Consider the following 24,829-nt stretch of genomic DNA (forward strand, 5'->3'; position numbering starts at 1 on the left):
CTGCACATGAGGAAATATATTTTCATACTGATATCCGTTTTTTGCTGCCTGCAAACGCATGCCCAGCTAACCCCGTTTGAGCAAAGCAAGGACAAAAACTACACAGCTACGTATGCCGAAGTAATAAGTTATTACCAAAGCCTGGCCAAACAGCAGCCGCAAATGCGCCTGTTTAACTACGGCTCTACAGACATTGGCAAGCCTTTAACACTCGTTGTTTTATCAAAAGATAAGGTGTTTGACCCGGCGCTGATCAAAAAACAAAATAAAACGGTGCTGCTGATTAACAACGGCATCCACCCCGGCGAGCCGGAAGGTATTGATGCCAGTATGATGCTGGTGCGCGATCTGCTTAAAAATAAACAACTGCCTAAGGATGTGGTACTTTGCTTTATAGCCCTGTATAATATTGATGGTAACCTGAACAGGGGCCAGTCGCGTGCTAACCAGAACGGGCCGCGCGCCTATGGCTTTAGGGGCAACTATCGCAACCTGGACCTGAACCGCGATTTCATCAAAGCCGACAGTAAAAATGCCCTGGCTTTTGCACAGATCCTGAATACCTGGCAGCCCGAGGTTTTGCTGGATAACCATACCAGCGATGGTGCCGACTACCAGTATGTAATGACCCTGATAGAAACGCAGAAGGATAAGCAAAACCCTGTTTTGGCAGCTTATACAGCTAAAACACTCACGCCCGACCTTTACAAAGGCATGAAAAAAGGCGGCTGGGAAATGATCCCTTATGGTGCCGGCGAACAGGGCCTGCCCGATTCTGGCATTGTAAGCTTTATGGAAACGCCCCGCTTTTCTACCGGGTATGCGGCCCAGCACAACATCATCAGCTATATGACGGAAACGCACATGCTGAAACCCTTTGATAAGCGCGTTTGGGCAACCTATGCATTCATGCAAAACCTGATTGCCATTTGCCAGCGCGATGCCGGGCTGTTAGGCACCATGAAAAAGCGCGTGGATGCCGAAGTTAGCCGGCAAAAAACGTTTGCCCTTAACTGGGTGCTTGATGAAACCAAAGTAGATACCATTACATTTAAAGGCTACGCCGCCGGGTACAAAACCAGCGACGTAAGCGGCCTTAAACGACTTTTTTACGACCGCAAAACGCCCTACACCAAACCCATAAAGTTTTATAACACCTACAAGGCAAGTATTACTGCCGATAAGCCCGTGGCCTACATCATCCCGCAGGCCTGGGGCAAAATTATCGATCTGTTTAAACTGAATAAAGTTGCCATGAGCCGCCTGGCGCACGACACCACCCTGAACCTGCAGCTATATTACATTGCCGATTACAAAACCGGCAGCCGCCCCTACGAAGGGCACTACATCCACACTAATGTAAAGCTAAACCCCGTTGATGCCAGCATACGGTTTTACCAGGGCGATTACGTGGTATATGCCAACCAGCCCATTAACCGCTATATTGTAGAAACGCTGGAACCACAGGGGGTAGATTCCTTTTTTGCATGGAACTTTTTTGACAGCATACTGGGCCAAAAGGAATATTACTCTGATTACGTTTTTGAAGATATTGCCGCCGATCTGTTAAAAAAGGATCCGGGGCTACGCCAGAAGCTGGACGATGCCAAAGCCGCCGACCCTAAACTGGCCGCAAGCGCCGGGGCACAGCTCAACTGGGTTTACCGCAACTCGCCTTACTTCGAAAAAACATTCCTGCGCTACCCGGTGGGCAGGCTGCTAACACCTATTAAACTCGACCTTAAATGATGGAAGTTTTCCTGGCGACACCCGTGGCGTCAATCATATTCGCAATTACTTTGGCTACCTCGTTGTGGGCTTTCTCTAACGAGGAGATCTACGCGCGGTTCATTTTAAACCCCTACGGCGTATCGCGCGGGCAGCGGGTTTATACCATTATTACCAGCGGGCTTATCCATAAAGACTGGAACCACCTGTTCTTCAACATGCTGTCCTACTACTTTTTTGCCTTTCAGCTGGAAGCATTGTTGGGGCACTGGCAGTTTGGGGTGCTGTATGTTTTAAGTTTGATACTGAGCGACCTGCCATCCATCCAAAAGCATAAAGAAGATATCTGGTATAACAGCCTGGGTGCATCGGGCGCTATCAGTGCCGTTATATTCAGCTTTATTATGTTTGCACCAACAGCAAGTATGGGCCTGATGTTTATCCCTATCCCCATCCCCGCATGGATCTTTGGCATCCTGTATCTGGTATATTGCCACTTTGCATCCAAACATGCCCGCGACAATGTTAATCACGACGCCCACTTGTATGGCGCCATCAGCGGTGTGGTGATCACCTTTGCGCTGCATCATGATATTATTAACGAATTTATCAGGCAGTTTTAACGCGGCAGTTCAATCGTGTTACCAGCTATTTTATCGCCGGCCCCGTCAAACAAAAAGCTTACCGGTTTCTCGGGGTTCTTGATGATCTCCAGCAGCAGGAAGCCCCAGTTTTTCCAGAAATTTTCCAGCACCTGGCCGTAGGTTTTGTTTTGCCATTCATCAAACAGGGGTTTGCTGCTGATACCGCGCAGGGGCATATCCTCTATGTAAACATCTTCGCCAACGGGTAAAATATTGTACTCGGGCAGGCGGTTAAACAGGTAGTTGCTGTAAAATACGCGGCCGCTAAATTCCTCAAACTGTATGGGGTGCAGCACATCATCCTTTATCTGCTGGTATATCTTATGATGATAGCTAAAATTGGCGTTATTATCCTGCAGGCAAAGTATCATCCCAAAATCTTTTATCCGCAGGGCGAAGGTTTGGGTGTTGATCTCATCGCGGTAGCCAAATTCTTCGGGTTTATTATCCACCTTAAAAATAAACAGGCTGTAGGGTTTAAACTCCTCAAAATGAATGGGCAGGTTGATGCTTTGCAGCATTAAATGCAGGTGGCTGAATTTATGGATAATAGCCTGCGAGATATTGAACTCCTCGCCCTGTGCATGCATCATTTTAATGCCCGACTGGATCTCGTTAAAAATAATGCCGTACAAAAGCTTGCTGGTCCACCGGAAAAGTTTTAGCTCGTTTAACGCCTTTACGCCTGCATAACCGCCTGCAAAAGCGGCGGCTATTTCGTTCTCCAGCGGCTCCAAAAACTCGTCGTTAATGGCTGCCGAGCAGGGGATCTTGAGATCTTTATAGGTGGCAATGCTTTCATCCAGCAGTTTAAAGGGCTGGTCTTCCAGGCCGTAAAGGCTCATGAGCCATTGCGGAAAAACCTGGATCTTTTCTTCTTCGCTTTGTAAAACATTGCCCGTTAAAAAACAGTTACGGTTACTAAAGTTAAATCGTTCGAACGGTGCATAAATTTGTGCCGGCATGGCCGCAAAGATAAGCAGGAATTTAACTTAATGTTTTAGCTTTGATATTATTGACATGCAGCTTACTTACCAACCCTTTCAGCTACTGCTTAAGCATACGTTCACCATTGCCAAATTTTCGCGTACCAGTACGCCGTTAATGCTGGTGCAGCTAACGCACGCGGGGCAAACCGGCTACGGCGAAGCATCTATGGTGCCCTACATGGGCGAAAGCCACCAAAGCGCAGCAGCTTTTTTAAGTAAGGTAGATGTAAGGCAGTTTAAATACCCGTTTAATTTTGCAGCCATCACCCACTACCTGGATAGCCTTGCCCCCGGCCAGCCGGCCATTAAAGCTGCCATAGATATTGCCCTGCATGATCTGGATGGCAAATTACAGGGCCGGCCCTGCTGGCAGCTTTTGGGCAGCGATGCTGCAAAAATGCCCGTAACCAGTTACACTATCGGTATAGATACAAAAGACGTTATGCTGCAAAAGGTAAAAGAAGCCGAAGGGTTAAAAGTGATCAAAGTAAAGCTTGGCCGCGATAGTGATAAGGAGTTGATAGAAACCATCCGCTCGGTTAGCGCGGTGCCGCTTTATGTGGATGCCAACCAGGGCTGGACCGACCGCCAACAAAGCCTGGACCTAATCTACTGGCTGCAGGAGCAAGGCGTACAACTGATAGAGCAGCCGATGCCAAAGGCAGATACCGATGGCAACGCCTGGATCACCGAACACAGCCCTATCCCCATCATAGGCGACGAGGCCGTACAACGCCTGGCCGATGTAGATGCAGCCAAAGGCGTTTATCACGGCATCAATATTAAGCTCATGAAATCTGCCGGGATGTACGAGGCCAAACAAATGATAAATAGGGCGCGGGAACTGGGCCTCAAAATATTGATAGGCTGCATGAGCGAAACCAGCTGCGCCACCCTGGCTGCCGCCGCCCTGGCCCCACAATGCGATTGGGCCGACCTGGACGGGCCTTTGTTAACAACCAATAACCCTTACCCAATGCCGCTAATGGCAGATGGTAAATGGGTGTTGCCTGCTGATGCCGGCCTGGGATTAACTGTTTAGTTGAGCAAACAAAAACGGCCGCCGGCAGGATCTCTCGGCGGCCATACCATCATGGTGGCTTTTATACATTCTAAGAAACCTGCACCTGCCGCTTATGCGTTTTATGGTGCACCGCGCCGCGGACCCTGCTTGTTTTAGATTTTGCCTTTTTACGTTTGCCCAGCCAGATGATGAGCCCGGTAACGGGCAGGCTGGCGCAGATGAGGCTGGCTAAAAAGGCGATGATCTTAGTAGTAAAGCCGCCTATTTGCCCTACATGGATATCGTAGTTCATCTCGTTAAGTTTAAGGCCCGGGCTTTTTTTATCGTAGATGTATGATTTTAGCAGCTTGCCGCTGTATTTATCAAACTCGAAACCGGTAGCGTGCGAATAGTGCATGGATTTTGCATAGCCCCCAACGCCGATAGCGCCGGAAACAGCCGGATCGTTATGGATCAAAAACATTTCGGCCTCGGGCACCTGCTTTAAAGCGTGGGCAAATGCCAGGTCGACCACCGGCTGGCTGGCAAGGCCGGCTTTTTTAAGCGAGTCGGACTTGGGCTCGGTCACTTCATCTGTGTAGGTAATTTTTTTACCGATGTTAGCGGTGTTGTAAATGGCCCTGCTTACGGGCTCGAATGCGATGGCCAGGCCGGTTACCGATAGTATGATGGCGATGGAAGTAGCATAAAAGCCCAGCACGTTATGCAGGTCATAATTAACCCTTCGCCAGCGGCCGCCCCATTTAATGGTAAAGCTGCGTTTGCGGTCGCTTTTACGTTTGGGCCACCACAGGATAAGCCCCGTTATCATGATCGCCATAAAGATTATAACCGATACGCCCACTATCCACTTGCCAATAGCCGGCGGCAGCAGCAGGTATAAATGTATATACTCTACAATAATAAAAAAGTTGGTTTGCGGCTTTTGTGTATAGGTGATAACGCCGGTGTATGGGTTTAGGTAAACATATTCCAGCCCGGCCTTACCAGAGTTGGCCAGCACGCCTGCGGGGCGGTTTTTACCGTAAAAAAAAATATAGTCGTTAGTAGCTTGGGGGTACTTTTGTTTAACTACATGAAGCAGCTCGGAGGGCTTTAAATAAGGCTTGTTTTGCACTGCCACATGGCGGTAATCATACAGCGCATCCTGTATCTCGTCCTGAAAGCAGAAGATACAGCCGGTGATACTCACTATAAACACCACAAGCCCGGAGATAAATCCGAGCCAGCGGTGGCAAAAAAGTAATACTTTTTTAAATGGGGTCATACTTATAATTTATACGATGCACTTAGTACAAACTGGCGTAAACGTTGCGGGTTAATGGTAGTATAACCTGTATAGTATTCTTTATTAGTAAGGTTATTAACGCTTAAGCCAAAACGGTATTTTGCCTTTGCATAAAACAGGTTACTATTTAATATGGTATAGGCCGGCAATTCAAAAGTACCCTGGCTTACGCTGTTAATGATTTTGTTTGCGCTGGCATAGTTACCACCAAACCCTATACCCAGGCCTTTAAGTGCCGTTTCGGGTAAACGATAGCTTGCATAAAAATTGGCCAGGTATGGTGAACCTGCCGTATTTGGGCGAAGGCCCTGTACATCTGCATCAGCTTTGGTGAATTTAGAATCATTATATGAAAAACCGGCAATGATGTTAACAGAAGCTATTGGGTTGGCAATAATTTCGGCTTCAAAACCTTTGCTCTGCTGTGTACCATCTTGCACCTGTATCGCTTGCGCCCCAGAGCCTGGCAGTGTACGTAATACATTGGTTAGGTTAATGCGGTAGTAGCTTAAGGTACCGTTTAATTTGCCATTAAATAAGGCCATTTTAACACCCCCTTCAATTTGCGTAGCATTTTGAATTTTAGGTGTAACCGTTTGGCCGGCAGCATCTGTATATGGTGTTAAGTTTTGGAAACCGTTCTGATAGTTTGCAAATAACGATAAAGCCTCTTTAATTGGTTGATAGATCAATCCGAATTTAGGAGAAAATGCAGTTTGGCTAAATGGTTCGGCTGTTTGTGTACCTGTAACGCTGTAGTTGCCTTTGTTCTCAAAACGGTCTACACGGATCCCGGCAGATGCAATTAACCTGTCGGTAATATTTACCACGTCAGACGCGTATGCGCTGTACGTATTGGTTTTGTAAATGTAAGGATAGGCCGCAGCAGGATTATAAACGTTGGCATCAACCAATATCTTGTTAAACGATCCGTAATCATAAGTAGGGTTGTTAATAGGGGCAACACCATACGCGCCGCCGTAATATATCTGGTTAGAGTTTTGGCGTTGAAAATCTAAACCAACCACAAAACGGTGGCGGGTGGTACCGATGTTAAAATCGCCGTTAATGTTTTCCTGGATCTCTATTGCATTAAGCTTGCTATGAAAGGTAGATTGGTCCATCAGGGCGACGTAGTTTGCTTCACCTGGCAGGTCTGGCGTACCCGGTGCATAAACAGCAGCCCTTGCATCAGTAACTAAATAAAAATAGGGGCTTGCACCATTAGAATAACTGTTTGAAGAAGAGAAAACAGTTTGTGATGTAAGCTTATCAGAGAATTTGTAGTTAACTGTTGCAAAATAGTTAGTGCTGCGGCTAAATGATTTGATATCATCATTTACATATGCGTTTTTGTAATTGATGTTTAAGTCGCTTACTTTACTAACACCCAATGCTTTTGGTGACGAAAGATAGTCAAAGAAGAAGAAAGGTTTAGCAGAATTACGCCCGACAAATACTTCACTTTCTAATAAGAAAGATAATTTATCATTGGCTTTAATAGCCAAACTTGGTGCAACAGCAAAATTGCGGCTTTGGCCGTAGTTTTGGAAACTGCCTTCGTAGTTGTAGGCAGAATTTAAACGTAATGCAACGTTTGTACCCAGCGGGGTGTTCAGATCAATAGTTGTGCGGCTAAGGTCATAGCTGCCCACCGTGTGGCCAACTTCTAAACCAAAACTGTCATAAGGTTTTTTGGTTACCCTGTTTATTAAACCACCAAATGAAGTTAAGGTACTGCCAAACAAGGTAGCAGAGGGGCCTTTTATCACTTCAATTTTATCGATGTTAACAGCATCAATGCCGCTGGTAATCAAGCCTGCAATGCCGTTACGTAAGCGGGTTTGGGTAACAAAACCACGTAAGGTAAAGTAACCGCCGCCATCGCCGGCACGGCCTGTTGCATCCCACATTTTTTGAATGCCGGGTGCATTTCTAAGGGCATCTTCAACATTAAAAACGTTTTGCTCCTTCAAAAGCTCGCTGGTAACCACACTGTAGCTTTGCGCATTTTCAAGGTTATTTAAGGGTATTTTAGCTACATCAACACTCATTTTACGGGTAAAGCGGTTTGCCCTGTTGGCAATTACATTCACCTCTATCAGTTGCGACTGGCTGGCGCGTACCGTAATTTGCGGTACGGTAACGGTTTGCCCGGCGGTTACGGTAACCGGCACTTCCACGCGCTCTACACCTACATAGGATATAATTATTTTATAAGAGCCTGCCGGGGCTTTAAAGGCATACTCGCCGTTGGCTTTGGTAACCGTGCCGTAGCTGGTGCCTTCCAGGCCGATAGAAACATTATCTGCCGGTTGGTTATTATTGGCAACAACCTTACCTTGTATAGTGCCTTTATTCTGGGCAAGCAGGCTTGCGGGGTTTAAAAGGGTAAGCAGTACCAAAACAGCTGCAAGTAGTTTAATTAAGGGTAGTGATCTTTTCATTATATATGATTTGATTAAGGGAATATTAAAATCTGTAGCCAAGGCTTACGCGAACGGTTGTTGGGGGTTCGGCCTGCCAGGTATAAACGGTGCGGCCTGTTGCGCTCAGGTAATCTTCGTGCCCGCCCGAATACAGGTAGGTGTTTAAAACGTTGTTTACGTTAACCGCAACGCTAACTTTTTTAAGCTGATAAGATGCACCGGCATCCAGGCGAAAATAGTTCGGCAGATCTGACGTGCCGGTACCCAGGCTCCAGGGGATGCGGTTTAACTGCCACTGATAACCGGTAGACAGGCCTAAGCCCTTTAACGTACCGCGCTGTAAACGGTAAGTAAGCCAGGTATTGGTAACGTGTTTGGCAAAACCGGGTACCGGGTTGCCTATGTTAGCCGGATCGGTATCTTTAGAGATCCTGGAATCGGTATAGGCATAATTGGCCATTAAACTTAAGCCGGGGATGATCTCGCCGCGGGCGTCAAATTCAATACCACGGGTTTTGGTTTGGCCCAATTGTACAACAAAATTGGTGTTTGGCCTGTCGGGATCTGCAACCAGCTGATTATTTTTAAGGATCTGGTAAGCAGATAAAGAAGTACTCCATTTGCCATCAAACCAATCGCGCTTTAAACCTAATTCCATATTGTTACCCGTAATTGGTTTAACATCCCCGCCGCCGAATATCGAACCGGTTTGCGGCACGAAAGATTGATCGTATAAAGCATATGCGCTGGTTGCCTTATCTATAGAATAGCTGATACCTACCCTTGGCGAAAACTTGTTTGCTGTTGTATCGTCAACTACGTGGGTATAGCGCGCAGCAATTGTTAAGCGCAACTTCTCATTAAAAAAGCCCAACTCATCCTGTATGTAGCCCGACTGGTATTTTTGCACTGATTCTGCATCCGCACCACGCTGGCTAAGTGGTGTTGTGCGGTCAAATGAAGGCAAAGTAACGGCTGCGTTGTTGGGATTATAAATATTGAAAGGTGTAACCGGATCAAGGGATGCAGATTGAAAATAATCTGCGATGTAATACTTGTAACCAACATCCAGGCCGCCTAAAATGCGGTGGTTAACTGCGCCTGTCTTCAATTCGCCGTTTACAAAAGCCTGGGCAAATTTATTTTTGTTAACCGCATCCCATAAACCCAAATTACGGGAGATATTGCCATTATCTTCAATATAATCTATCCAATAGCTGTACGCATTTTGGATGTATTTAAAATAAGCGCCCTGTACGGTAGCCTTCCATTTATTGCTGAATTTATGTTCGTAGGTTAAAAATGCGCTGTAGTCTTTTATATCTGATGAAGGTGAGTTAGCCGGTGCGTTGGTAAAATTGCGCGGCAGGCTTGCATAACCATCTGTAGAGAAAAGGTAGGCGGTGCCAAAAGCGTTCATCCGCTGCTGCTGATAAGTATATTCGGCTGTTAAGGTGTTGTTATCATCAAATTTATAACGCAGAACAGGGGCAATAGCCAGGCGGTTGGTAAAATCATACGGGCGGAAAGATTCAGAATTTTGGCCCATTAAGTTTAAACGGTATTGCAGTTTACCGTCGCCGGTTAGCTTACCGTCAAAATCGGCAGTGGCACGGTAGGTATTAAAACTGCCCGCCGTAAAACTGAACGCCTGGCTGGTTACACCTGTAGGCTTTTTAGTAACCACGTTATAAAAGCCCGATGGGTTACCATTAGCCAGCATAAAACCAGCAGGCCCTTTTACAAATTCTATCCGGTCTACAAAAGACATGTCTTCGGTCAGCGGCCCCCAGGTAGCCTCCACGTTCATCCCGTTACGGAAAGCGGCTAACCTGTCGCCGCGGGCGTTTACACGGGCATAGTTGCCCCAATGCTCCTGCATAGTTAAACCGCTTACATTGCGTGATACGCCCTCCAGCATGTTAAATATTTGCTGTTCTTTAATTTGCTCGTTGCTAATTACCTGTATGTTTTGCGGTATCTGCAGTAAAGGCTGATTAAGGCGCAGGCTTGGCGAAGGGTTGTCTATTTTAAATTTTTGCTTGTTACCGGCTATTATTACTTCCTTTAGCTCGCTGGCGTTTTCCTTCAGTATAAAGTTTAGGGTGATGACAGCGCCAGCGGTTACGGTAATGTTTTTTTCATCTTTCATCAGGCCTACCGCAGATACGCTGATGATGTAATTACCCGGTTTAACCTTAAACTGAAAGTTGCCGTAACCATCTGTCATGGTGCCTGCTGCTGTATTTTTTAACCCTACAGATACGGCTGCGGCCGGCTGCCCGTCGGATGTTTGGATATTACCCCTTACAGTGCCATTTTGTTGCGCTACAGCAACAGTTACCATAACCAAAAGCAGCAGTACACATAAAATAAGTTTGGAGCTAAAAAAGGTATTCCTTATCATCATTCTTATTAAGACCAATTATAAATAATGCCGCAAATGTACAATGCAGCTATTAGTTATGCAAGCTATTTAGAATAATTATAAACAATAAGCTGATAGAAGCTAATATTTGTGTATAATTGACACAATATGAAACGGATAGCTATTGACATGGATGAGGTTGTGGCTGATGCCATTGGCCGGTTTGCCGAGTGGTACAAGCGTGATTACGGGATAGAGTTTACCGCCAAACAGCTAAATACCACCCCATTTGAGAACTTGATAGACCCCACCCATAACGGGTTTATCAAGGCCGCCGTTTATCATGACGATTTTTTTAAAGACCTTGCCGTAATACCAGGCTGTAAAGAAGTGATCAAAGACCTTTATCAGCATTACGAGCTATTTTTTACCACAGCGGCCATGGAGTTCCCTAATTCGCTGTTGCCCAAACTGGCCTGGCTGGGTGAGCATTTCCCGTACATATTATGGACAAACATTGTTTTTTGCGGCGACAAAAGTATTATTAATGCCGATTACCTGATAGATGACAATGTAAAGCATTTTAAACGTTTTATAGGGCAGGGAATATTGTTTACAGCATCGCATAATCACGATGTGCAGTGGGATGTACGTGTAAATAACTGGCAGCAAATAAGGGAGCTGCTGCTGTAATTACTTTTTAGCCGGTGCGCTAACCCGGGCCGCATTATCCTTTACAAATGCCTCCCAGCCCGAATGGCTTTTTTTACTGGTTACCTTACCGCCCCTTGCAACCGGTATTTTTTGGAACGAATGGCAAACCGCTACGGCCAGGCCATCGGTAGCATCTAAAAATTCCGGGGTTTCGTTAAACTTCAGTATGGTTTGCAGCATGGCGGCAACCTGCTCTTTGGTGGCGCTGCCATTCCCGGTGATAGACTGCTTTATTTTACGCGGCGAATACTCTGTAATGATCACATTGCGGGATAAGGCTGCGGCCATACAAACCCCCTGCGCACGGCCCAGTTTTAACATCACCTGTATATTTTTACCATAAAAGGGCGCTTCTATCGCCAGGCAATCGGGTTTGTAGGTATCTATCAGGGCAACGGTTTTTTCAAATATGCGCTGCAGCTTTAGCATGTGGTCGTCAATCTTATCCATTTTAACCACGCCAAGGCTTATCAATTCAACCTTGGGGCCTTTCTCCAGCACCAGGCCATAACCCATTACAGAAGTGCCGGGGTCAATCCCTAAAATAATCCGCTCTGTATGGTTTGCCGGTTCTATCATTTGTTTACAAAACTAAGGTTTAGGCAATGGTTTTAGGCAGCATAGCCATATATTCTTTACGGGATACCATACCGGCACCCATGCTTTCCAGGTGTTCGGTATAAACCTGGCAGTCTATCAGTTGGTACCTGCCTGTATTGCAAAGCCATATCAGCGCCGTTTTTGAGGCGTTATTTACCAGGCTAAACATGCTTTCGCCACAAAAAATATTGCCGGCAGCTACGCCATACAAGCCGCCAACCAGGCTGCCGCCCTGCCATACTTCTATGGAGTTCGCATGCCCTTGCAGGTGTAAATTTAAATAGGCTGCTTTCATATCGGGGGTTATCCAGGTGCCATCCTGCCCGTTGCGTTGTACAGATGAACAGGCCGATACCACCTCGTTAAAGCAGGTATCCATCGTAACCGTAAACACGCCGCTCCGTAAGATCCTGTGCATAGATTTTGATATTTTTAGCTGTTGGGGATACAGCACAAACCGCTCATGCGGCGAATACCAGAGGATAGGTTCGCCCTCGCTATACCAGGGGAATATGCCATTATGGTAAGCCAGCAGCAGGCGTTGGGTACTCAGGTCGCCGCCTACGGCTAACAGCCCGTCATCTTCTGCAAGCGCCGGGTTCGGGAACAATAAACGCTCATCAAGCCGGAATATCATACCGGCAAAATTAAGCCTTACGGCGTATTACCAGCTTTTTATTTTGTGCTTTTGCTATGTTATCCAGGTATTGCTGCATCTCGGTGTATTTGGCAGCCGGTATAACCTGGTTGTTTAAAGTAAATTTAGCGGTGCTGGTTACCTGGTTCTTTACGGCATCATAAATATACTTAACATCGTAATTACCGTAAGTAAACTTAAGGCTTTGGTTGGCCGGCAGGGCATCCACTTCAAACCCTTCGGGCAGGTCGATAATAGTTTTGCAACTTTTTACCGTAGGCTGGTTAAAGTAAAAGTCTGTTTTTCTTTTCTCCAGGGCAGGCAGGGTATAACTCCATATATCAACCATCCTTGGGCGATAAAACTGCTTACTGCCGGCTATCACATCACAAAACTTATCATACTCCAGCTCAATACCTACTTCCTTCACACCATCCTTATCTACCAGGGGGGTATAAGCCATTACCGATGGCTGTTTCATATTCAGCATTCGTATCAACGCTTCTTTCTGCTCATCAAATTTATAGTTTATCAGCCCCAGGTAATCATCCCGGCATTCGCCGGTGCTTTTAATCTTTACACTGGCTTTTGCGCCGCCATCGGCATTCAGTGTAACATGTACCTCGCCGTTAAATTCATTATCTTCGGCCTTACTTGCGGGCGTGTTTACCAGTTTGCCGCCGGCATCGGTAATTAACAATGCACGGCGGTTTTCTGTAAAGGGGCTAAGTTTACCAAAGGCCTGCGTGCTGCTTGTACATTCCAGCCAGGTGGTATCGCCCTTTAGCGGCACGCACAGTATAGCGTGGTTAAAACCATATCGGGTAAAGCCGGGCTCGGCAGGTTCAGCATTTGCGCCTGCGTTAATTATAGCATAATTTGCGGGTATATCTACCGCTTTCAGCAAAGCATACATGTAGTTGGAAAGTGCCTTGCAATCGCCATATTTTTTCTGATCTACAAAATCTGCCGTAAATGGTTTCATGCCGCCAATACCCAGCTGCACACTTACATACCGCATGTTTTGCTGCATATATTCGTACAAAAATTTCGCCTTTTCTTTATCGGTTTTTAAACCGGCGGTCATTGCTTTAATTTCTGCAGCCCTTGCCGGGCTAAGTGTACATACATCGGCATTGAGCCCCTGTATCCATCTGCCAAAATTTTGCCAGGTGCTAAAATCTCCTTCCAGGCCATAAAACTCAAACTTGTTGGCTGCAAAATATATCCGTGGCATTACCCGCCATAATTGTGCACCTGTTTCCAGTTTTACAGCCTTAAGGTTTGCTACATGCCAGCTATAATTAGCTGTATTGCCATTACTGATGGTTTGGGGGCTGATGGCAATATTTTTAGAAAGATACCTGAACCCCGAACCCGTTTTTACGGCTACGTGGCAGTAAGAATCCTGTATGGATTGTTCCTCATCCTGTATATACCACGACTCGATATTCATCGAACTGCGATAGTTGGTTTCGTAAGTTATTTCAACGGTTGACGGGTAAGCGGCTATACTGTGTATAATTGCCAGGATCCGTTCATCGGTAATGATAGAACCGCTCGACACCGCAGACCTTTCATACATATCGCTTTTATGGTATTTTTTGATCACAACACCTGCAGCATTATAGATCTTCATCTCAAAAGAACCTATGGAATTATATTTTTTGCTGTAGCCTAAAATACGCCGCGCCTCATCATTCGCCTTCTCGTTTAAAACGGTAACTATCGAGTGTTCTTTTACAGAGATATCCCCCGGCCCGTCAACCGTAATATCTTTCATTTGGTAGCGCACAACAGCGTTGGCCCCCTCTTTTAACGAATCGGGGATGCCGGCAGCAATGTAAACACTTTTAGGGATAACAGGTTCCTGCGCACAGGCAGGGCCTGTAACGGCGCAGATAAAGGCCAGCATAAACAGCAGGCGCCAGGCAGTAGTATATCGTATATCCATTATGCTTTTTTAAGAACAATCTGCTCATTCAGCATCTCATACATTTTCTTAAAAAACGCATGAAAATCCTCATAATTCTCTTTAAAATAAATGCTTTGTTTTTGGTCGATTACAAAACGCACCACAATTACGCCGTTCTGTTCTGCCGTCATCCGCCTAAAAACAATGCTTTTGTCGGGCATGGTTAAGTTTATACTTGCAGGCAAAGCATCCACCTTGTAACCTGCGGGCATTTTAAAATTACAAATGATAGCATAATTACTGCGGTAACCAAAATCAATATCGGTAAAACGGCTTTCGCTTAAAAAGGGATTTGTTTTTACCCCGCTTAACATGTTGGGGTTAAAATAAATGTAATTATCATCAGAGCCCGTAAGTTCAAGTTCAAAGGCAACCTTATGGGTTAACGGCAGGGTATCTGTTTCCATACCCTCAAAATTGAGGGAAGAGATCTTCAGGTTATTATCGTTATTGATCAGATAATCGATAAATTTTTTTTCGCCGTCTGTTTTATAACGGCCAGCTTCATTTACCCTGTTGTAGCCAAAATTACTAACCTGCGCAGCCCCGGTCATTTTACCGGTTGCGGCAATAGCGCCATCTATCATCACTACCTGCCTTACCGGCTGGGTATTCTGAAGAAAAACTGTACTGTATTCCTTCTTATCCTTATCCATATAAAACCCAAACGAGTTTAACAGATTTGCCGGGATCTGGTTATAAATGTTGTATTTGTTAGAAGCATCAAGCACGTAAAACCGCGTACTGTCTACAGGTACATAGGCCGCGGTGCTGTTAAACTGGTAATAGTTGGGGTAAGCAGGGTTTACCCGGCCATTTTTACGTGTGCTGGTGATCATGGGGTAAACACTTATCCCCGATTTTTTTAGCAGATGATATACTATCATATTTATTTCGCCGGAGTTGCCTATTTTTTTATCCCATGCTTTGCTAATGCCGTCATCGCAATATTTACTGTAAACCCCGGTCCATTTCATTGCGCTTTTTACCTCGTTAAAAATATAAGCTATTTTGTCATCAGTATTGGCCATACTTTTAGCCTTGGCAATCAGCGCTTCTTCGCCTGCAATTTTATGATTTAACTGCAGGCCAAATGAGGTAGACTCCATCAATGTTTCGCCCACCTTTTGCCAGGTATCCGAAAAGCTGATAATTCGGCCGCCAAACGGCCTGATCGTCATCAATTGAAACAGGATGCGCTGGCAGTTGTCTTCCAGCGAGCTCATAAAGGGCTCATCCGGTATTGACGGTACATTGGCAAGCGCTTTAGTAACAGAGCCATCCCGGTTTTCTTTATTAACGGCATACGGCTGGTGTATAGATTCGAGGTTTTTATAATACAGTACGTCTGGCGTGTTGGTTGTTAATTCGCTGTAGCGTGTGGGGATGCTGGTTTGGAAATACCAATCAGGAAAATTGCCGATATTTTTACTTACAACGGAGTATTTATATTCAATCACCGAGCCGGGTTTAACATTAGGAAATGAAAAAACGGTGGCAGACTGGCTGCGGTCTATCGTTTCGTTAAAGATCTGCTTTTTATCAACCTTAACAATTTCGGGGCTGCCATTTACCAGGTTTATTGTTTCTGCCTGTAAGCCCGATAAGTATTCAGACCGGTCGCTGCCATAATAGGTTATGCGTATGTTTGCGTAGCCTTTGCCATTGTCGTTAAAAATTTTAACCCGTTTGTGTATTTCATTTACAATATCGTAGTTAGCGTTAAAGTAAACATTGCTTTTGTTGAACAGCACTTCGGCGTTAGCTCCCTTCTCAAAGTCGCAATCTTTTAATTCCAGGTCGGCAATATCAATTTTCCCGAAGGGTTGTGTGGTGGGTGATGCTGTTTGCGCCTTAACAGAAAGGATAATAGCACATAATAAAGTAATAAAATATAGTTTATGCATAAAAAAGGATAGGTGATATTAATACATGCCGATATATTGAAAAAACCTGGAATCAGGATTTTTTTAATACGATTTGCTCGTTGAGCATTTCATACATCTGTTTAGTAAACTCATGAAATTCCGGGTAATCCTCTTTAAAATAGATTGATTTTTTATGATCGATAGTGTACCGAACAATTATGGCCCCATTACTTTCTACCACAGTTCTTTTAAACAAAATACTTTTATCGGGCATAATTAAGCTTACACTTTTTGGTAAAATATCTACTTTATAACCAGTCGGAATTTTGTATGAACCTATAATTGAATAATTATCGCGATAGCCAAAATCAACGTCGGTTAGGCGGCGCGTATTTAAAAACGGGTTGGCTTTAATAGATGTAAGTATATTAGGGCAAAAATAGATGTAATTATTATCAGAACCGGTTAGGTCAAGCGTAAAGCTTACTTTGGTTTTTAAGGGCAGTGTATCAATATCCATGTCCTCAAACTCAAGCGATGATATTTTTAAATTGTTATCATCATGAGTAAGGTAACTGATAAATTTGCTCTCTCCATCTTTTTTGAATTTTTCGGTAGCAGTTATTTTATTGTAACTGTAATTATCAATTTCGGCTGTACCGGTAACTTTTCCATCGGTGGTAATATCACCGTTAACCAATATTACTTGCTTTACGGGATCTGGTTGTTCAAGAAACTGAATGCGGTAATTTTCTTTTTCTTTATCTATATATAAGCCAAAAGAATTTAACAAGTTAGCAGGTATTTGGTTATAAATATTGTATTTGTTGGTAGCATCAAGTACAAAAAATTTAGTGCTATCCACGGGTACAAAGGCTACTGTGCTGTTAAACTGAGACGAGTTGGGATAGGTTGGACTAACACGGCCATTATTACGGGTGCTAACAACCATGGGATATACTTTAACGCCCGATTTTTTTAGCAAACGGCATAATATCAAGTTTACCTCGGCAGAATTACCCGTTTTTTTGTTCCATGCTACATTAATTCCTTCATTGTAAGCATATATATTATATGCGCCATTCCACATTATATTTTTTTTAACCTCATTAAATAAGTAAGCTATTTTTTGTTCGTCTGTTTTCATAGCTTTTGCTACAGCAAGCAAAGCATTTTCTTTAGACAGACTAACATCTAACTGGCCAGATAACAATGTTCTTTTTGCGAACTCTTCACCTACGTTTGGCCACGATTTTGCAAAATTTACAACCTTTTGGCCAGGTATAGTAACTGAGGATAATTGAAATAAAAGGCGCTGGCTGTTATCTTCAATAGTTGTCATGTAAGCTTCATCAGATATTGACGGTATATTGGCAAGGGCTTTTATCTGAGCATCATTTTTGCCGAGTTTATTTACAGCATAAGGCATAGTAACGGCATCCAGCGTTTTGTAGTCAGCTATATCTGATACGAGGGTTGTTATCTCGCTGTATCGGGTTGGGATGCTGGTTTGAAAATACCAATTTGGATAGTTTGCAATATTTGTATTGATCAGGTATTTAAACTCGATAACAGAGCCCGGTTTTACGTTTGGAAAAGTAAAAACAGTAGCCGAAAGCCACTTGTCTATCTTTTCAGTATATATCTGGGTTTTATCCACTTTAATATATTCAACAGCCCCATGGTTAAGGTTAATTGTTTGAGCCTGCAGATTGGTTAATATATGCGAAGCATGTATAATTTTGATATTGGCATTGTCTTTCCCTTTATCAGTAAATATTTTAATACGCTTATGTATCTCAATATTTAAATCAAATTGATTGTAGTAAACATTCCCTTTGTTGAACAGCACTTCGGCGTTAGCTCCCTTCTCAAAGTCGCAATCTTTTAATTCCAGGTCGGCAATATCAATTTTCCCGAAGGGTTGTGTGGTGGGTGGTGCTGTTTGCGCCTTAACAGAAAGGGTAATAGCACATAATAAAGTAATAAAGTATAGTTTATGCATAAAAAGGGATAGGGACCACTAATATAAACAAATGCCGTATATTATTATAAATAAAACAGCGTTTGTATTAAACTTACTTGCAGATATTACGTCTTACTTAAGCTATGAGCGATATTAATAAAATAAAGCACCTATATGCACGGGCAGGTTTTGGACTGGGCTTTGCGGATTTAAAGCAGGTGCAAAATCTTACCATCGGCCAGGCGATCGACCGGGTGTTTCAGGCATCGGCAGCGGTAAAGCCGCTTACGCCGATTGCGTCCTACCTTGATTCTAACAATGTAGCCAAGGGCGATAAGATGGCCAAGCAGCAGTTTTTGCAGGAGGAACGCCAGCAGCAGGTACAGTTAAATGTAGGCTGGATAGAAAAAATGAGCACCGACGACAGCCAGTTAAGGGAGAAGATGACGCTTTTTTGGCATAATCATTTTGCATGCCGTACGCGCAGCCCATGGTATTCGCAGCAGCTTAACAATATACACCGGGCAAATGCCCTGGGCGATTTTAAGGTAATGCTTACCCAGGTATCGCAATCGCCGGCCATGCTGCAGTTTTTAAATAATCAGCTCAATAAAAAAGATCATCCCAACGAAAACTTTGCGCGCGAACTGATGGAGCTTTTTACCGTAGGCCGGGGCAATTATACCGAGCAGGACGTAAAAGAATCGGCACGTGCCTTTACCGGCTGGGGGTATAATAACCTGGGTAATTTTGTTGCCCGCGACGGCATACATGATACCGGGCAAAAAACTTTTTTAGGCAAAACGGGCAACTTTACCGGCGATGATATTATCACTATGTTGCTGGAGCGTAAAGAGACTGCACAGTTTATTTGCACCAAACTATATAAATACCTGGTGAACGAAAAGCCCAACGCTGCAAATATAAATGCCATGGCCGATGTGTTTTATACCAGCAACTATAACATACAAAAGGTTTTAAGCTTTGTATTTAAAAGCGATTGGTTTTATAACGATAGTAATACCGGCAATTTAATTAAGGCCCCGGTAGACCTTATTGTAGGCCTTAATCGCCAGTTTTATGTAAAGTATAATAATCCAAGCGTTTTAATGCAATTTGAACGGACGCTGGGGCAGGTTTTGTTTAATCCGCCAAATGTGGCAGGCTGGCCGGGTGGGCAAAACTGGATAGATAGTTCATTGCTGATGTACCGTTTAAAAACACCATCTATTTTACTAAATAACGGCATTATAGATTTTAGCGGCAAGCCCGACCCAGAGGATGAAGTATTTTTAGCAGGAAATGCTAAACGCAGCACCACTGCCAGCGCACAGGCGCAAACGGTGGCCGGTTGGGATAAGTTTTTGGCAGATATACCCGCAGGCACCTCTAAAACGCAGATTGCACAAACATTGCTTTCGCCAAAATTAAACACCTATGTTATGGCTGTAGTTAACAGGGCCAATGATGTTAAAGGAATGGTTTCAGAACTGGTTTCAACACCCGAATACCAGCTTTATTAAACAATCATGAAAAGAAGAGACTTTTTGCGTAACTCCACACTGGCATCGGGTGCTTTCCTGATACCATCCTTTTTAAAACCGCTTGAGGCTTTGGCGTCTGGCCAGTTAACGGGATATAAAAACCTGGTGGTTATCCAGCTATCGGGCGGTAACGACGGGCTGAACACCATTGTGCCTTACGGCAATGACATTTACTACCAAAAAAGGAACACCATAGCCATTAAACAGCCGGAGATCATTAAACTGAACGATATGCAGGGGCTAAACCCCAATCTATCGGCCCTTAAAGAAATTTATGACCAGGGCTGGATGAGCATCATCAATTCGGTTGGTTATCCCAATCCCGACAGGTCGCACTTCCGGTCGATGGATATCTGGCAAACCGGCAGCGATGCCAACCAGTTTTTAACTACCGGCTGGATAGGCCGGTACCTGGATGCCAACTGCACGGTGAATAAAGACCCCTATACGGCTATCGAGGTTGACGACAATCTGTCGCTTGCCATGAAGGGCATTAAAATGAAAGGGATTGCCGTAGAAAGCCCTGCCAAACTTTACCAGGCCACGCGCGAGCCCTTTTTTAAAGAACTGGTTAACGAGCACAGCAACGCCAACTTAAGCGAAGATAATCTGGGCTACCTGTATAAAACGATGATAGAAACATCTTCATCTGCCAGCTATATCCAGCAAACCAGCAAAACCTACACCACTACCGCCGAGTACCCTAATACCGCATTTGGCAAACACTTAAAGGGCGTAGCCAAATTCATTAATTCGGGCTTAAAAACAAGGGTTTATTATGTATCGTTAAGCGGTTTTGATACGCATGCATCGCAGTTAAACCTGCAAGGCAGCCAGTTAAAGGTTTATGGCGACGGTATTGCTGCCTTTGTTAAAGACCTTAAACAAACCGGCAAACTTGATGATACCCTGGTAATGACATTTTCTGAGTTTGGCCGCAGGGTTGAACAAAACGCCAGTAACGGTACAGACCATGGCACAGCCAACAATGTGATGTTGTTTGGCGGCAAACTAAATAAAGCCGGCATCTACAACAACGCCCCCGATCTATCGCAGTTGGATAATGGCGACCTGAAGTATGAAATAGATTTTAGAAGCGTATATGCAACCCTGCTTGATAAATGGCTGGATGTAAATAACAGCAGTGTGCTAAACCGTAACTTTGCCAAGCTTAACTTTGTATAATAGCCGATAACGTAGAAATGGCTTCTGTCTCATATGATGAGCATAGAAGCCATTTTATATACAATAGGCTTAAGCTATTCGGTCATAACTATTTTAGTCTGCTTAAAATATCCTTTACAGATAGCTTTTCCTGCTGACCGCTTTCCATATTTTTAAAGGTGAGCAAGCCGCTTTGCATCTCGTCGCTGCCAATCAATACCGTGTATGGGATCTGCTTGTTATTGGCATACTCCATTTGCTTTTTAATTTTGGCGCCTGCAGGGTAAAGCTCTGCGTTGGTGTTTTGGCTGCGCAGGCTTTGCAAGAGGGGAAGGCCGTATTTTTCACCTTGCTCGTCAAAGCAGCATATCAGCACCTGGGTAGTTTGCTCTGCCGATTGCGGGAACAGGTTTAATTCTTCCAACACATCATAGATCCTGTCGGCACCAAAAGAGATCCCTGCACCGGTAAGGCCCTTTAAGCCAAACATGCCCGTAAGGTCATCATACCGGCCGCCGCCGCCGATGCTTCCCATGGCAACTTCGTTGGTTTTTACTTCAAATATAGCGCCGGTGTAGTAATTTAAACCGCGGGCAAGGGTAATATCCAGTTCCAGTTTGGCAGTCAGCGGGGTGCAGGCGGCAACATAATCAAACACGGTTTGGATCTCGTTACAGCCCTGCAGGCCAATTGCAGAAGATTGCAGGGCGCTGCGCAGGCTGGCTAACTTAGTATCGTTAGTGCCTTCTAACAGGATGATCGGTTTTATTTGATCAATATCTGCCTCGGTAAAGCCACGCTCTAATAATTCTTTTACCACACCGTCAAAGCCTATTTTATCCAGCTTATCGATGGCAACGGTCATGTCAATAATGCTATCGTTTTTATCTATAACCTGCGCAATTCCCGATAGTATTTTTCTATTGTTTATTTTGATGCTAAAATCTTTTAAACCCAGCAAACTTAAAGCTTCATCATAGATCATGATAAACTCCGCCTCGTTTAGTAACGATGGTGAACCTACCACATCTGCATCGCACTGGTAAAACTCGCGGTAACGGCCTTTTTGCGGCCTGTCTGCCCGCCATACCGGCTGCACCTGGAAACGCTTGAAAGGAAAGGTTATCTCGTTTTGGTGTTGCACCACGTAACGTGCGAATGGTACGGTAAGATCGTAACGGAGGGCTTTTTCGGAGATGGACAAAGTGGCCTGGTTAGAGTTGCGGGTAGCTAATGCCTGTTCATCCGCCTTTGCTAAAAAATCTCCGCTGTTTAATATTTTAAATATCAGCTTATCCCCTTCATCACCATATTTACCGGTTAGTGTGCTTAAGTTCTCCATCGATGGGGTTTCTATCTGCTGGTAACCGTACTTGCGGAATACGCCTTTTATGGTATCAAAAATAAAATTACGTTTGGCCATTTCGGCGGGAGAAAAATCGCGGGTACCTTTTGGTACAGATGGTTTGATGGATGCCATGCGGCAAAGGTACAAAAAAGCAGATAAGCTTAAAGGGTGAGCCTAATTCAATGAAAGGCTCAAAAGTTTCTACTCCCTCTCCTTTGGAGAGGGCCGGGGAGAGGCCAAAAAGAAAGGCCCTTGCTATACAGCAAGGGTCTTGTCCTGATTAACTATTAACTGATCTTAAGTATTAATTAGTGGCGCTTTTAGCCTGGTTTTTCATGGCATCATTTGCAACAATAACAATCTCTACCCGGCGGTTTTGGCTGCGGCCTTCAACCGTATTGTTATCACCTATCGGCTCGCTTTCGCCTTTACCGCTGGTGCTTAAACGTGAACCTGCCACGCTGTTTGCTGCTATAAAAGCTTTAACAGACTCGGCCCTGCGCACAGATAGTGTTTGGTTATAGGTATCTGTACCGGTATTATCTGTATGGCCCACAATCAGGATGTTGGTTTGCGGGTTGTTTTGTAAAGATGTTGCCAGGTTAGCCAGGTTAGTACGTGCGGCACTTTTTAAATCTGATGAATTGGTATCAAAAAGAATCCCCGAATCAAACTTCACCAGGATACCTTCACCTTCGCGGGTTACGGTTGCACCGGGTACGGTTTGTTTGATCTCGGCAGCCTGCCTATCCATATTACGGCCGATGAATGCACCTGCAGTACCACCAACGGCACCGCCAATGATAGCACCTAAAGCAGTGTTACCGGCAGCTTTACCTATTAATGCACCAACAGTACCACCGGCACCTGCGCCAATAGCCGCTCCTTTTTGAGTTTTAGTAAGTGAATCGCAGCCAGAAGCTAATACGCCTAATGATGCCAATGCAATGCTGTAAGTAGCAATTTTTATTTTAAGTGTTTTCATGTTTGAAAAAAATGGGTATATATAATATAACAGACTATTTGCAAAGTGAGTGCCAAAAGTTGAAATGATATATTATTGAAATATTAATGATATTTAAATAAGCCCACATTTACAATTAAAACATATTTTTAATACCCGCGAAAATACCGGTGTATTCACAACCATACACCCATAATACGCTATGCAATGCTGCCTTTTTTTTAGTACAGCATTTTATATGGCCGGCGGGTTGCCGGTTACCTTTAGTGGGAACATCAGGGTAAATGTGCTGCCGGTACCTTTTTCGGAATTTACCTTTATCCCGATGTTATGAAACATGGCGATAGACATCACAATGGGCAGCCCCAGCCCAAAACTATCCTGCGAAAGCGATTGCTTTAGCTTTTTGAAGCGGTTAAATATGTAGGGCAGTTCTTCTTCGGCTATGCCTATGCCCGTATCGGTGATATGAATGGCGTAATAGTTTTTTAACCACTGGCCGGTAACCGTTATTTCGCCATCGGGGCGGTTATATTTTATAGCGTTGTTGATGAGGTTAAACAGCAGGTTAAACAGTAAATACTTATTTACATGGTTCAGCATCACATCATCCTCTATCATTAGCGCCATACGGAGGTTGCGTTCCTGCAGGCGGATAGAGATCTCTTCGTAAACATCCTCGATAAGTTGTTTGGCAGCAATGCTGTCTTCCTTTAAAAATTGTTCGTTCTCTATCTGCGAGATCAACAAGAGCGTTTTAGTGATGCTTTTGAGCCGGTTCAGGATCTTTTGCATCTCCAGCAGGCGCACTTTAAGCTCGTCGGCAATGTCATCCTGCTCAAACATATTCTCGATCTTTGATTGCAGGATGGATATCGGCGTCATCAGCTCATGCGAGGCATTGGAGATAAATTCCCGCTCTTTCTGAAAGGCAGTTTCGATAGTTTCTACCATCTTGTGGATGCTGAGATCCAGGTGCTGAAAATCTGAGGTGCTGGTTTTAACCTCTTTATATACCGTTAGCTTAGGGAATTTATTATTGATGAGCTTGGTACGGATAATCATACTTAACGGCCGCAGGATATAGCTGGAAAAGATCTGATCGGCCAGGATGGTGAGCAAGATCATCCCCAGCAGTATCTGGAAGGCGATATTTTGGAGCGGGCCGGTAGTTTCGCCGATAGTTTCGGTGCTTTTACCAATCTCTAAAAGGTAGTTACGGTTGCCGGCCCTAAAAGTATGGCTTAAAATACGGTAATCAATGGTATCCCTTTCTACCACACGCTGCTCATCTTTAATAGTATCTAAATAGTAACCCGGCTCTGCCTCGGCCAAACTCACATATTCTTCTTTTAGGGGGAGGTAACTGCCATAGCTTTCACCATCTTCAATGTAGTTTTTTATGCCCCTTTCATGTACAATTTGCAGTAGCTTATCCTTTTGCTTTACCAGGCGGCTATCTGTATAGCTTTTGTTGATGTTTTCGATAATGTTGGGCAGCAGCAATATAAAAAGGGTTACAATAACCAGTTTTGATATGGCATTAAACAGCGTTAATTTGGTTTGAAGTTTCAAATAC

The 24,829-nt window shown here is 44.3% G+C and carries 18 protein-coding genes; 6 read left to right on the forward strand and 12 right to left on the reverse strand.

The genetic code is table 11. The annotated features are described in order from the left end of the window. Positions 1 to 6: 6 nt before the first annotated feature. Positions 7 to 1,749, forward strand: coding sequence for a M14 family zinc carboxypeptidase (locus E2R65_RS10005; RefSeq protein WP_134336352.1), 1,743 nt, complete (start codon positions 7 to 9; stop codon positions 1,747 to 1,749). Then, positions 1,746 to 2,351, forward strand: coding sequence for a rhomboid family intramembrane serine protease (locus tag E2R65_RS10010; RefSeq protein ID WP_308472293.1), 606 nt, complete (start codon positions 1,746 to 1,748; stop codon positions 2,349 to 2,351). The genes E2R65_RS10005 and E2R65_RS10010 overlap by 4 nt, the downstream gene beginning before the upstream one ends. Here E2R65_RS10010 and E2R65_RS10015 read toward each other — a convergent pair. Further along, the gene (locus E2R65_RS10015; protein WP_134336353.1) at positions 2,348 to 3,337 is read right to left on the reverse strand and encodes a hypothetical protein; all 990 of its coding nucleotides are present in this window, start codon (positions 3,335 to 3,337) and stop codon (positions 2,348 to 2,350) included. The genes E2R65_RS10010 and E2R65_RS10015 overlap by 4 nt on opposite strands. Before the next feature lie 55 nt (positions 3,338 to 3,392). On the opposite strand from E2R65_RS10015, the gene E2R65_RS10020 reads away from it, so the two are divergent. Further along, positions 3,393 to 4,403 carry a dipeptide epimerase gene (locus E2R65_RS10020; protein WP_134336354.1) on the forward strand — a complete coding sequence of 337 codons (1,011 nt, stop codon included), beginning with the start codon at positions 3,393 to 3,395 and terminating at the stop codon, positions 4,401 to 4,403. Between the two features lie 70 nt (positions 4,404 to 4,473). Here the strand turns inward: E2R65_RS10020 and E2R65_RS10025 are convergent, their stop codons facing one another. From E2R65_RS10025 to E2R65_RS10035, 3 genes are read right to left on the reverse strand one after another with little or no spacing between them, the layout of a single operon-like run. After that, positions 4,474 to 5,652 carry a PepSY-associated TM helix domain-containing protein gene (locus E2R65_RS10025; protein WP_134336355.1) on the reverse strand — a complete coding sequence of 393 codons (1,179 nt, stop codon included), beginning with the start codon at positions 5,650 to 5,652 and terminating at the stop codon, positions 4,474 to 4,476. 2 nt (positions 5,653 to 5,654) lie between these two features. After that, a complete protein-coding gene (locus E2R65_RS10030) occupies positions 5,655 to 8,120 on the reverse strand; it encodes a TonB-dependent receptor (RefSeq protein ID WP_134336356.1) in 2,466 nt (821 codons plus the stop codon). A gap of 25 nt (positions 8,121 to 8,145) precedes the next feature. Then, positions 8,146 to 10,512: a TonB-dependent receptor gene (locus E2R65_RS10035; protein WP_229704633.1), complete on the reverse strand. Its 2,367-nt coding sequence runs from the start codon at positions 10,510 to 10,512 to the stop codon at positions 8,146 to 8,148. Positions 10,513 to 10,638: 126 nt separating this feature from the next. Between E2R65_RS10035 and E2R65_RS10040 the strand changes: the two genes are divergently transcribed. Next, positions 10,639 to 11,163: a 5' nucleotidase, NT5C type gene (locus E2R65_RS10040; protein ID WP_134336357.1), complete on the forward strand. Its 525-nt coding sequence runs from the start codon at positions 10,639 to 10,641 to the stop codon at positions 11,161 to 11,163. Here the strand turns inward: E2R65_RS10040 and ruvC are convergent, their stop codons facing one another. The 5 genes from ruvC to E2R65_RS10065 are packed head-to-tail and all read right to left on the reverse strand — an operon-like array spanning position 11,164 to position 18,269. Further along, positions 11,164 to 11,763 (reverse strand): crossover junction endodeoxyribonuclease RuvC, encoded by a 600-nt coding sequence (ruvC, locus tag E2R65_RS10045; RefSeq protein WP_134336358.1) that lies wholly within the window; start codon positions 11,761 to 11,763, stop codon positions 11,164 to 11,166. It lies immediately after the preceding gene. A 19-nt stretch (positions 11,764 to 11,782) separates the two neighbouring features. Further along, a complete protein-coding gene (gene aat / locus E2R65_RS10050; protein ID WP_134336359.1) occupies positions 11,783 to 12,421 on the reverse strand; it encodes a leucyl/phenylalanyl-tRNA--protein transferase in 639 nt (212 codons plus the stop codon). Positions 12,422 to 12,431: 10 nt separating this feature from the next. After that, a complete protein-coding gene (locus E2R65_RS10055; protein WP_134336360.1) occupies positions 12,432 to 14,375 on the reverse strand; it encodes a DUF3857 domain-containing transglutaminase family protein in 1,944 nt (647 codons plus the stop codon). Then, the gene (locus tag E2R65_RS10060; RefSeq protein ID WP_134336361.1) at positions 14,375 to 16,303 is read right to left on the reverse strand and encodes a DUF3857 domain-containing protein; all 1,929 of its coding nucleotides are present in this window, start codon (positions 16,301 to 16,303) and stop codon (positions 14,375 to 14,377) included. The genes E2R65_RS10055 and E2R65_RS10060 overlap by 1 nt, the downstream gene beginning before the upstream one ends. Positions 16,304 to 16,355: 52 nt before the next feature. Beyond that, positions 16,356 to 18,269 carry a DUF3857 domain-containing protein gene (locus E2R65_RS10065; RefSeq protein ID WP_134336362.1) on the reverse strand — a complete coding sequence of 638 codons (1,914 nt, stop codon included), beginning with the start codon at positions 18,267 to 18,269 and terminating at the stop codon, positions 16,356 to 16,358. A 104-nt stretch (positions 18,270 to 18,373) separates the two neighbouring features. On the opposite strand from E2R65_RS10065, the gene E2R65_RS10070 reads away from it, so the two are divergent. Both E2R65_RS10070 and E2R65_RS10075 read left to right on the forward strand, forming a co-directional pair. Next, entirely contained in the window at positions 18,374 to 19,753 is a 1,380-nt protein-coding gene (locus tag E2R65_RS10070) for a DUF1800 domain-containing protein (RefSeq protein WP_134336363.1), read from the forward strand. Positions 19,754 to 19,759: 6 nt separating this feature from the next. Then, a complete protein-coding gene (locus E2R65_RS10075) occupies positions 19,760 to 20,959 on the forward strand; it encodes a DUF1501 domain-containing protein (protein ID WP_134336364.1) in 1,200 nt (399 codons plus the stop codon). A gap of 88 nt (positions 20,960 to 21,047) precedes the next feature. Here the strand turns inward: E2R65_RS10075 and hisS are convergent, their stop codons facing one another. From hisS to E2R65_RS10090, 3 genes are all read right to left on the reverse strand, one after another. After that, the gene (hisS, locus tag E2R65_RS10080) at positions 21,048 to 22,418 is read right to left on the reverse strand and encodes a histidine--tRNA ligase (protein WP_134336365.1); all 1,371 of its coding nucleotides are present in this window, start codon (positions 22,416 to 22,418) and stop codon (positions 21,048 to 21,050) included. A gap of 172 nt (positions 22,419 to 22,590) precedes the next feature. Next, positions 22,591 to 23,271, reverse strand: coding sequence for an OmpA family protein (locus tag E2R65_RS10085; protein WP_134336366.1), 681 nt, complete (start codon positions 23,269 to 23,271; stop codon positions 22,591 to 22,593). A gap of 213 nt (positions 23,272 to 23,484) precedes the next feature. After that, complete coding sequence (locus E2R65_RS10090; RefSeq protein ID WP_134336367.1) at positions 23,485 to 24,825, reverse strand: sensor histidine kinase; 1,341 nt, start codon at positions 24,823 to 24,825, stop codon at positions 23,485 to 23,487. Positions 24,826 to 24,829 lie beyond the last annotated feature (4 nt).

This window comes from Mucilaginibacter phyllosphaerae (genome assembly GCF_004378255.1).
Classification (GTDB): domain Bacteria; phylum Bacteroidota; class Bacteroidia; order Sphingobacteriales; family Sphingobacteriaceae; genus Mucilaginibacter; species Mucilaginibacter phyllosphaerae.

Excerpts from the sequence above, each read along its gene's own strand:
- E2R65_RS10005 (WP_134336352.1), top strand. The coding sequence starts at position 7 with ATGAGGAAATATATTTTCATACTGATATCCGTTTTTTGCTGCCTGCAA.
- E2R65_RS10010 (WP_308472293.1), top strand. The coding sequence starts at position 1,746 with ATGATGGAAGTTTTCCTGGCGACACCCGTGGCGTCAATCATATTCGCA.
- E2R65_RS10015 (WP_134336353.1), bottom strand. The coding sequence starts at position 3,337 with ATGCCGGCACAAATTTATGCACCGTTCGAACGATTTAACTTTAGTAAC.
- E2R65_RS10020 (WP_134336354.1), top strand. The coding sequence starts at position 3,393 with ATGCAGCTTACTTACCAACCCTTTCAGCTACTGCTTAAGCATACGTTC.
- E2R65_RS10025 (WP_134336355.1), bottom strand. The coding sequence starts at position 5,652 with ATGACCCCATTTAAAAAAGTATTACTTTTTTGCCACCGCTGGCTCGGA.
- E2R65_RS10030 (WP_134336356.1), bottom strand. The coding sequence starts at position 8,120 with ATGAAAAGATCACTACCCTTAATTAAACTACTTGCAGCTGTTTTGGTA.
- E2R65_RS10035 (WP_229704633.1), bottom strand. The coding sequence starts at position 10,512 with ATGATGATAAGGAATACCTTTTTTAGCTCCAAACTTATTTTATGTGTA.
- E2R65_RS10040 (WP_134336357.1), top strand. The coding sequence starts at position 10,639 with ATGAAACGGATAGCTATTGACATGGATGAGGTTGTGGCTGATGCCATT.
- ruvC (WP_134336358.1), bottom strand. The coding sequence starts at position 11,763 with ATGATAGAACCGGCAAACCATACAGAGCGGATTATTTTAGGGATTGAC.
- aat (WP_134336359.1), bottom strand. The coding sequence starts at position 12,421 with ATGATATTCCGGCTTGATGAGCGTTTATTGTTCCCGAACCCGGCGCTT.
- E2R65_RS10055 (WP_134336360.1), bottom strand. The coding sequence starts at position 14,375 with ATGGATATACGATATACTACTGCCTGGCGCCTGCTGTTTATGCTGGCC.
- E2R65_RS10060 (WP_134336361.1), bottom strand. The coding sequence starts at position 16,303 with ATGCATAAACTATATTTTATTACTTTATTATGTGCTATTATCCTTTCT.
- E2R65_RS10065 (WP_134336362.1), bottom strand. The coding sequence starts at position 18,269 with ATGCATAAACTATACTTTATTACTTTATTATGTGCTATTACCCTTTCT.
- E2R65_RS10070 (WP_134336363.1), top strand. The coding sequence starts at position 18,374 with ATGAGCGATATTAATAAAATAAAGCACCTATATGCACGGGCAGGTTTT.
- E2R65_RS10075 (WP_134336364.1), top strand. The coding sequence starts at position 19,760 with ATGAAAAGAAGAGACTTTTTGCGTAACTCCACACTGGCATCGGGTGCT.
- hisS (WP_134336365.1), bottom strand. The coding sequence starts at position 22,418 with ATGGCATCCATCAAACCATCTGTACCAAAAGGTACCCGCGATTTTTCT.
- E2R65_RS10085 (WP_134336366.1), bottom strand. The coding sequence starts at position 23,271 with ATGAAAACACTTAAAATAAAAATTGCTACTTACAGCATTGCATTGGCA.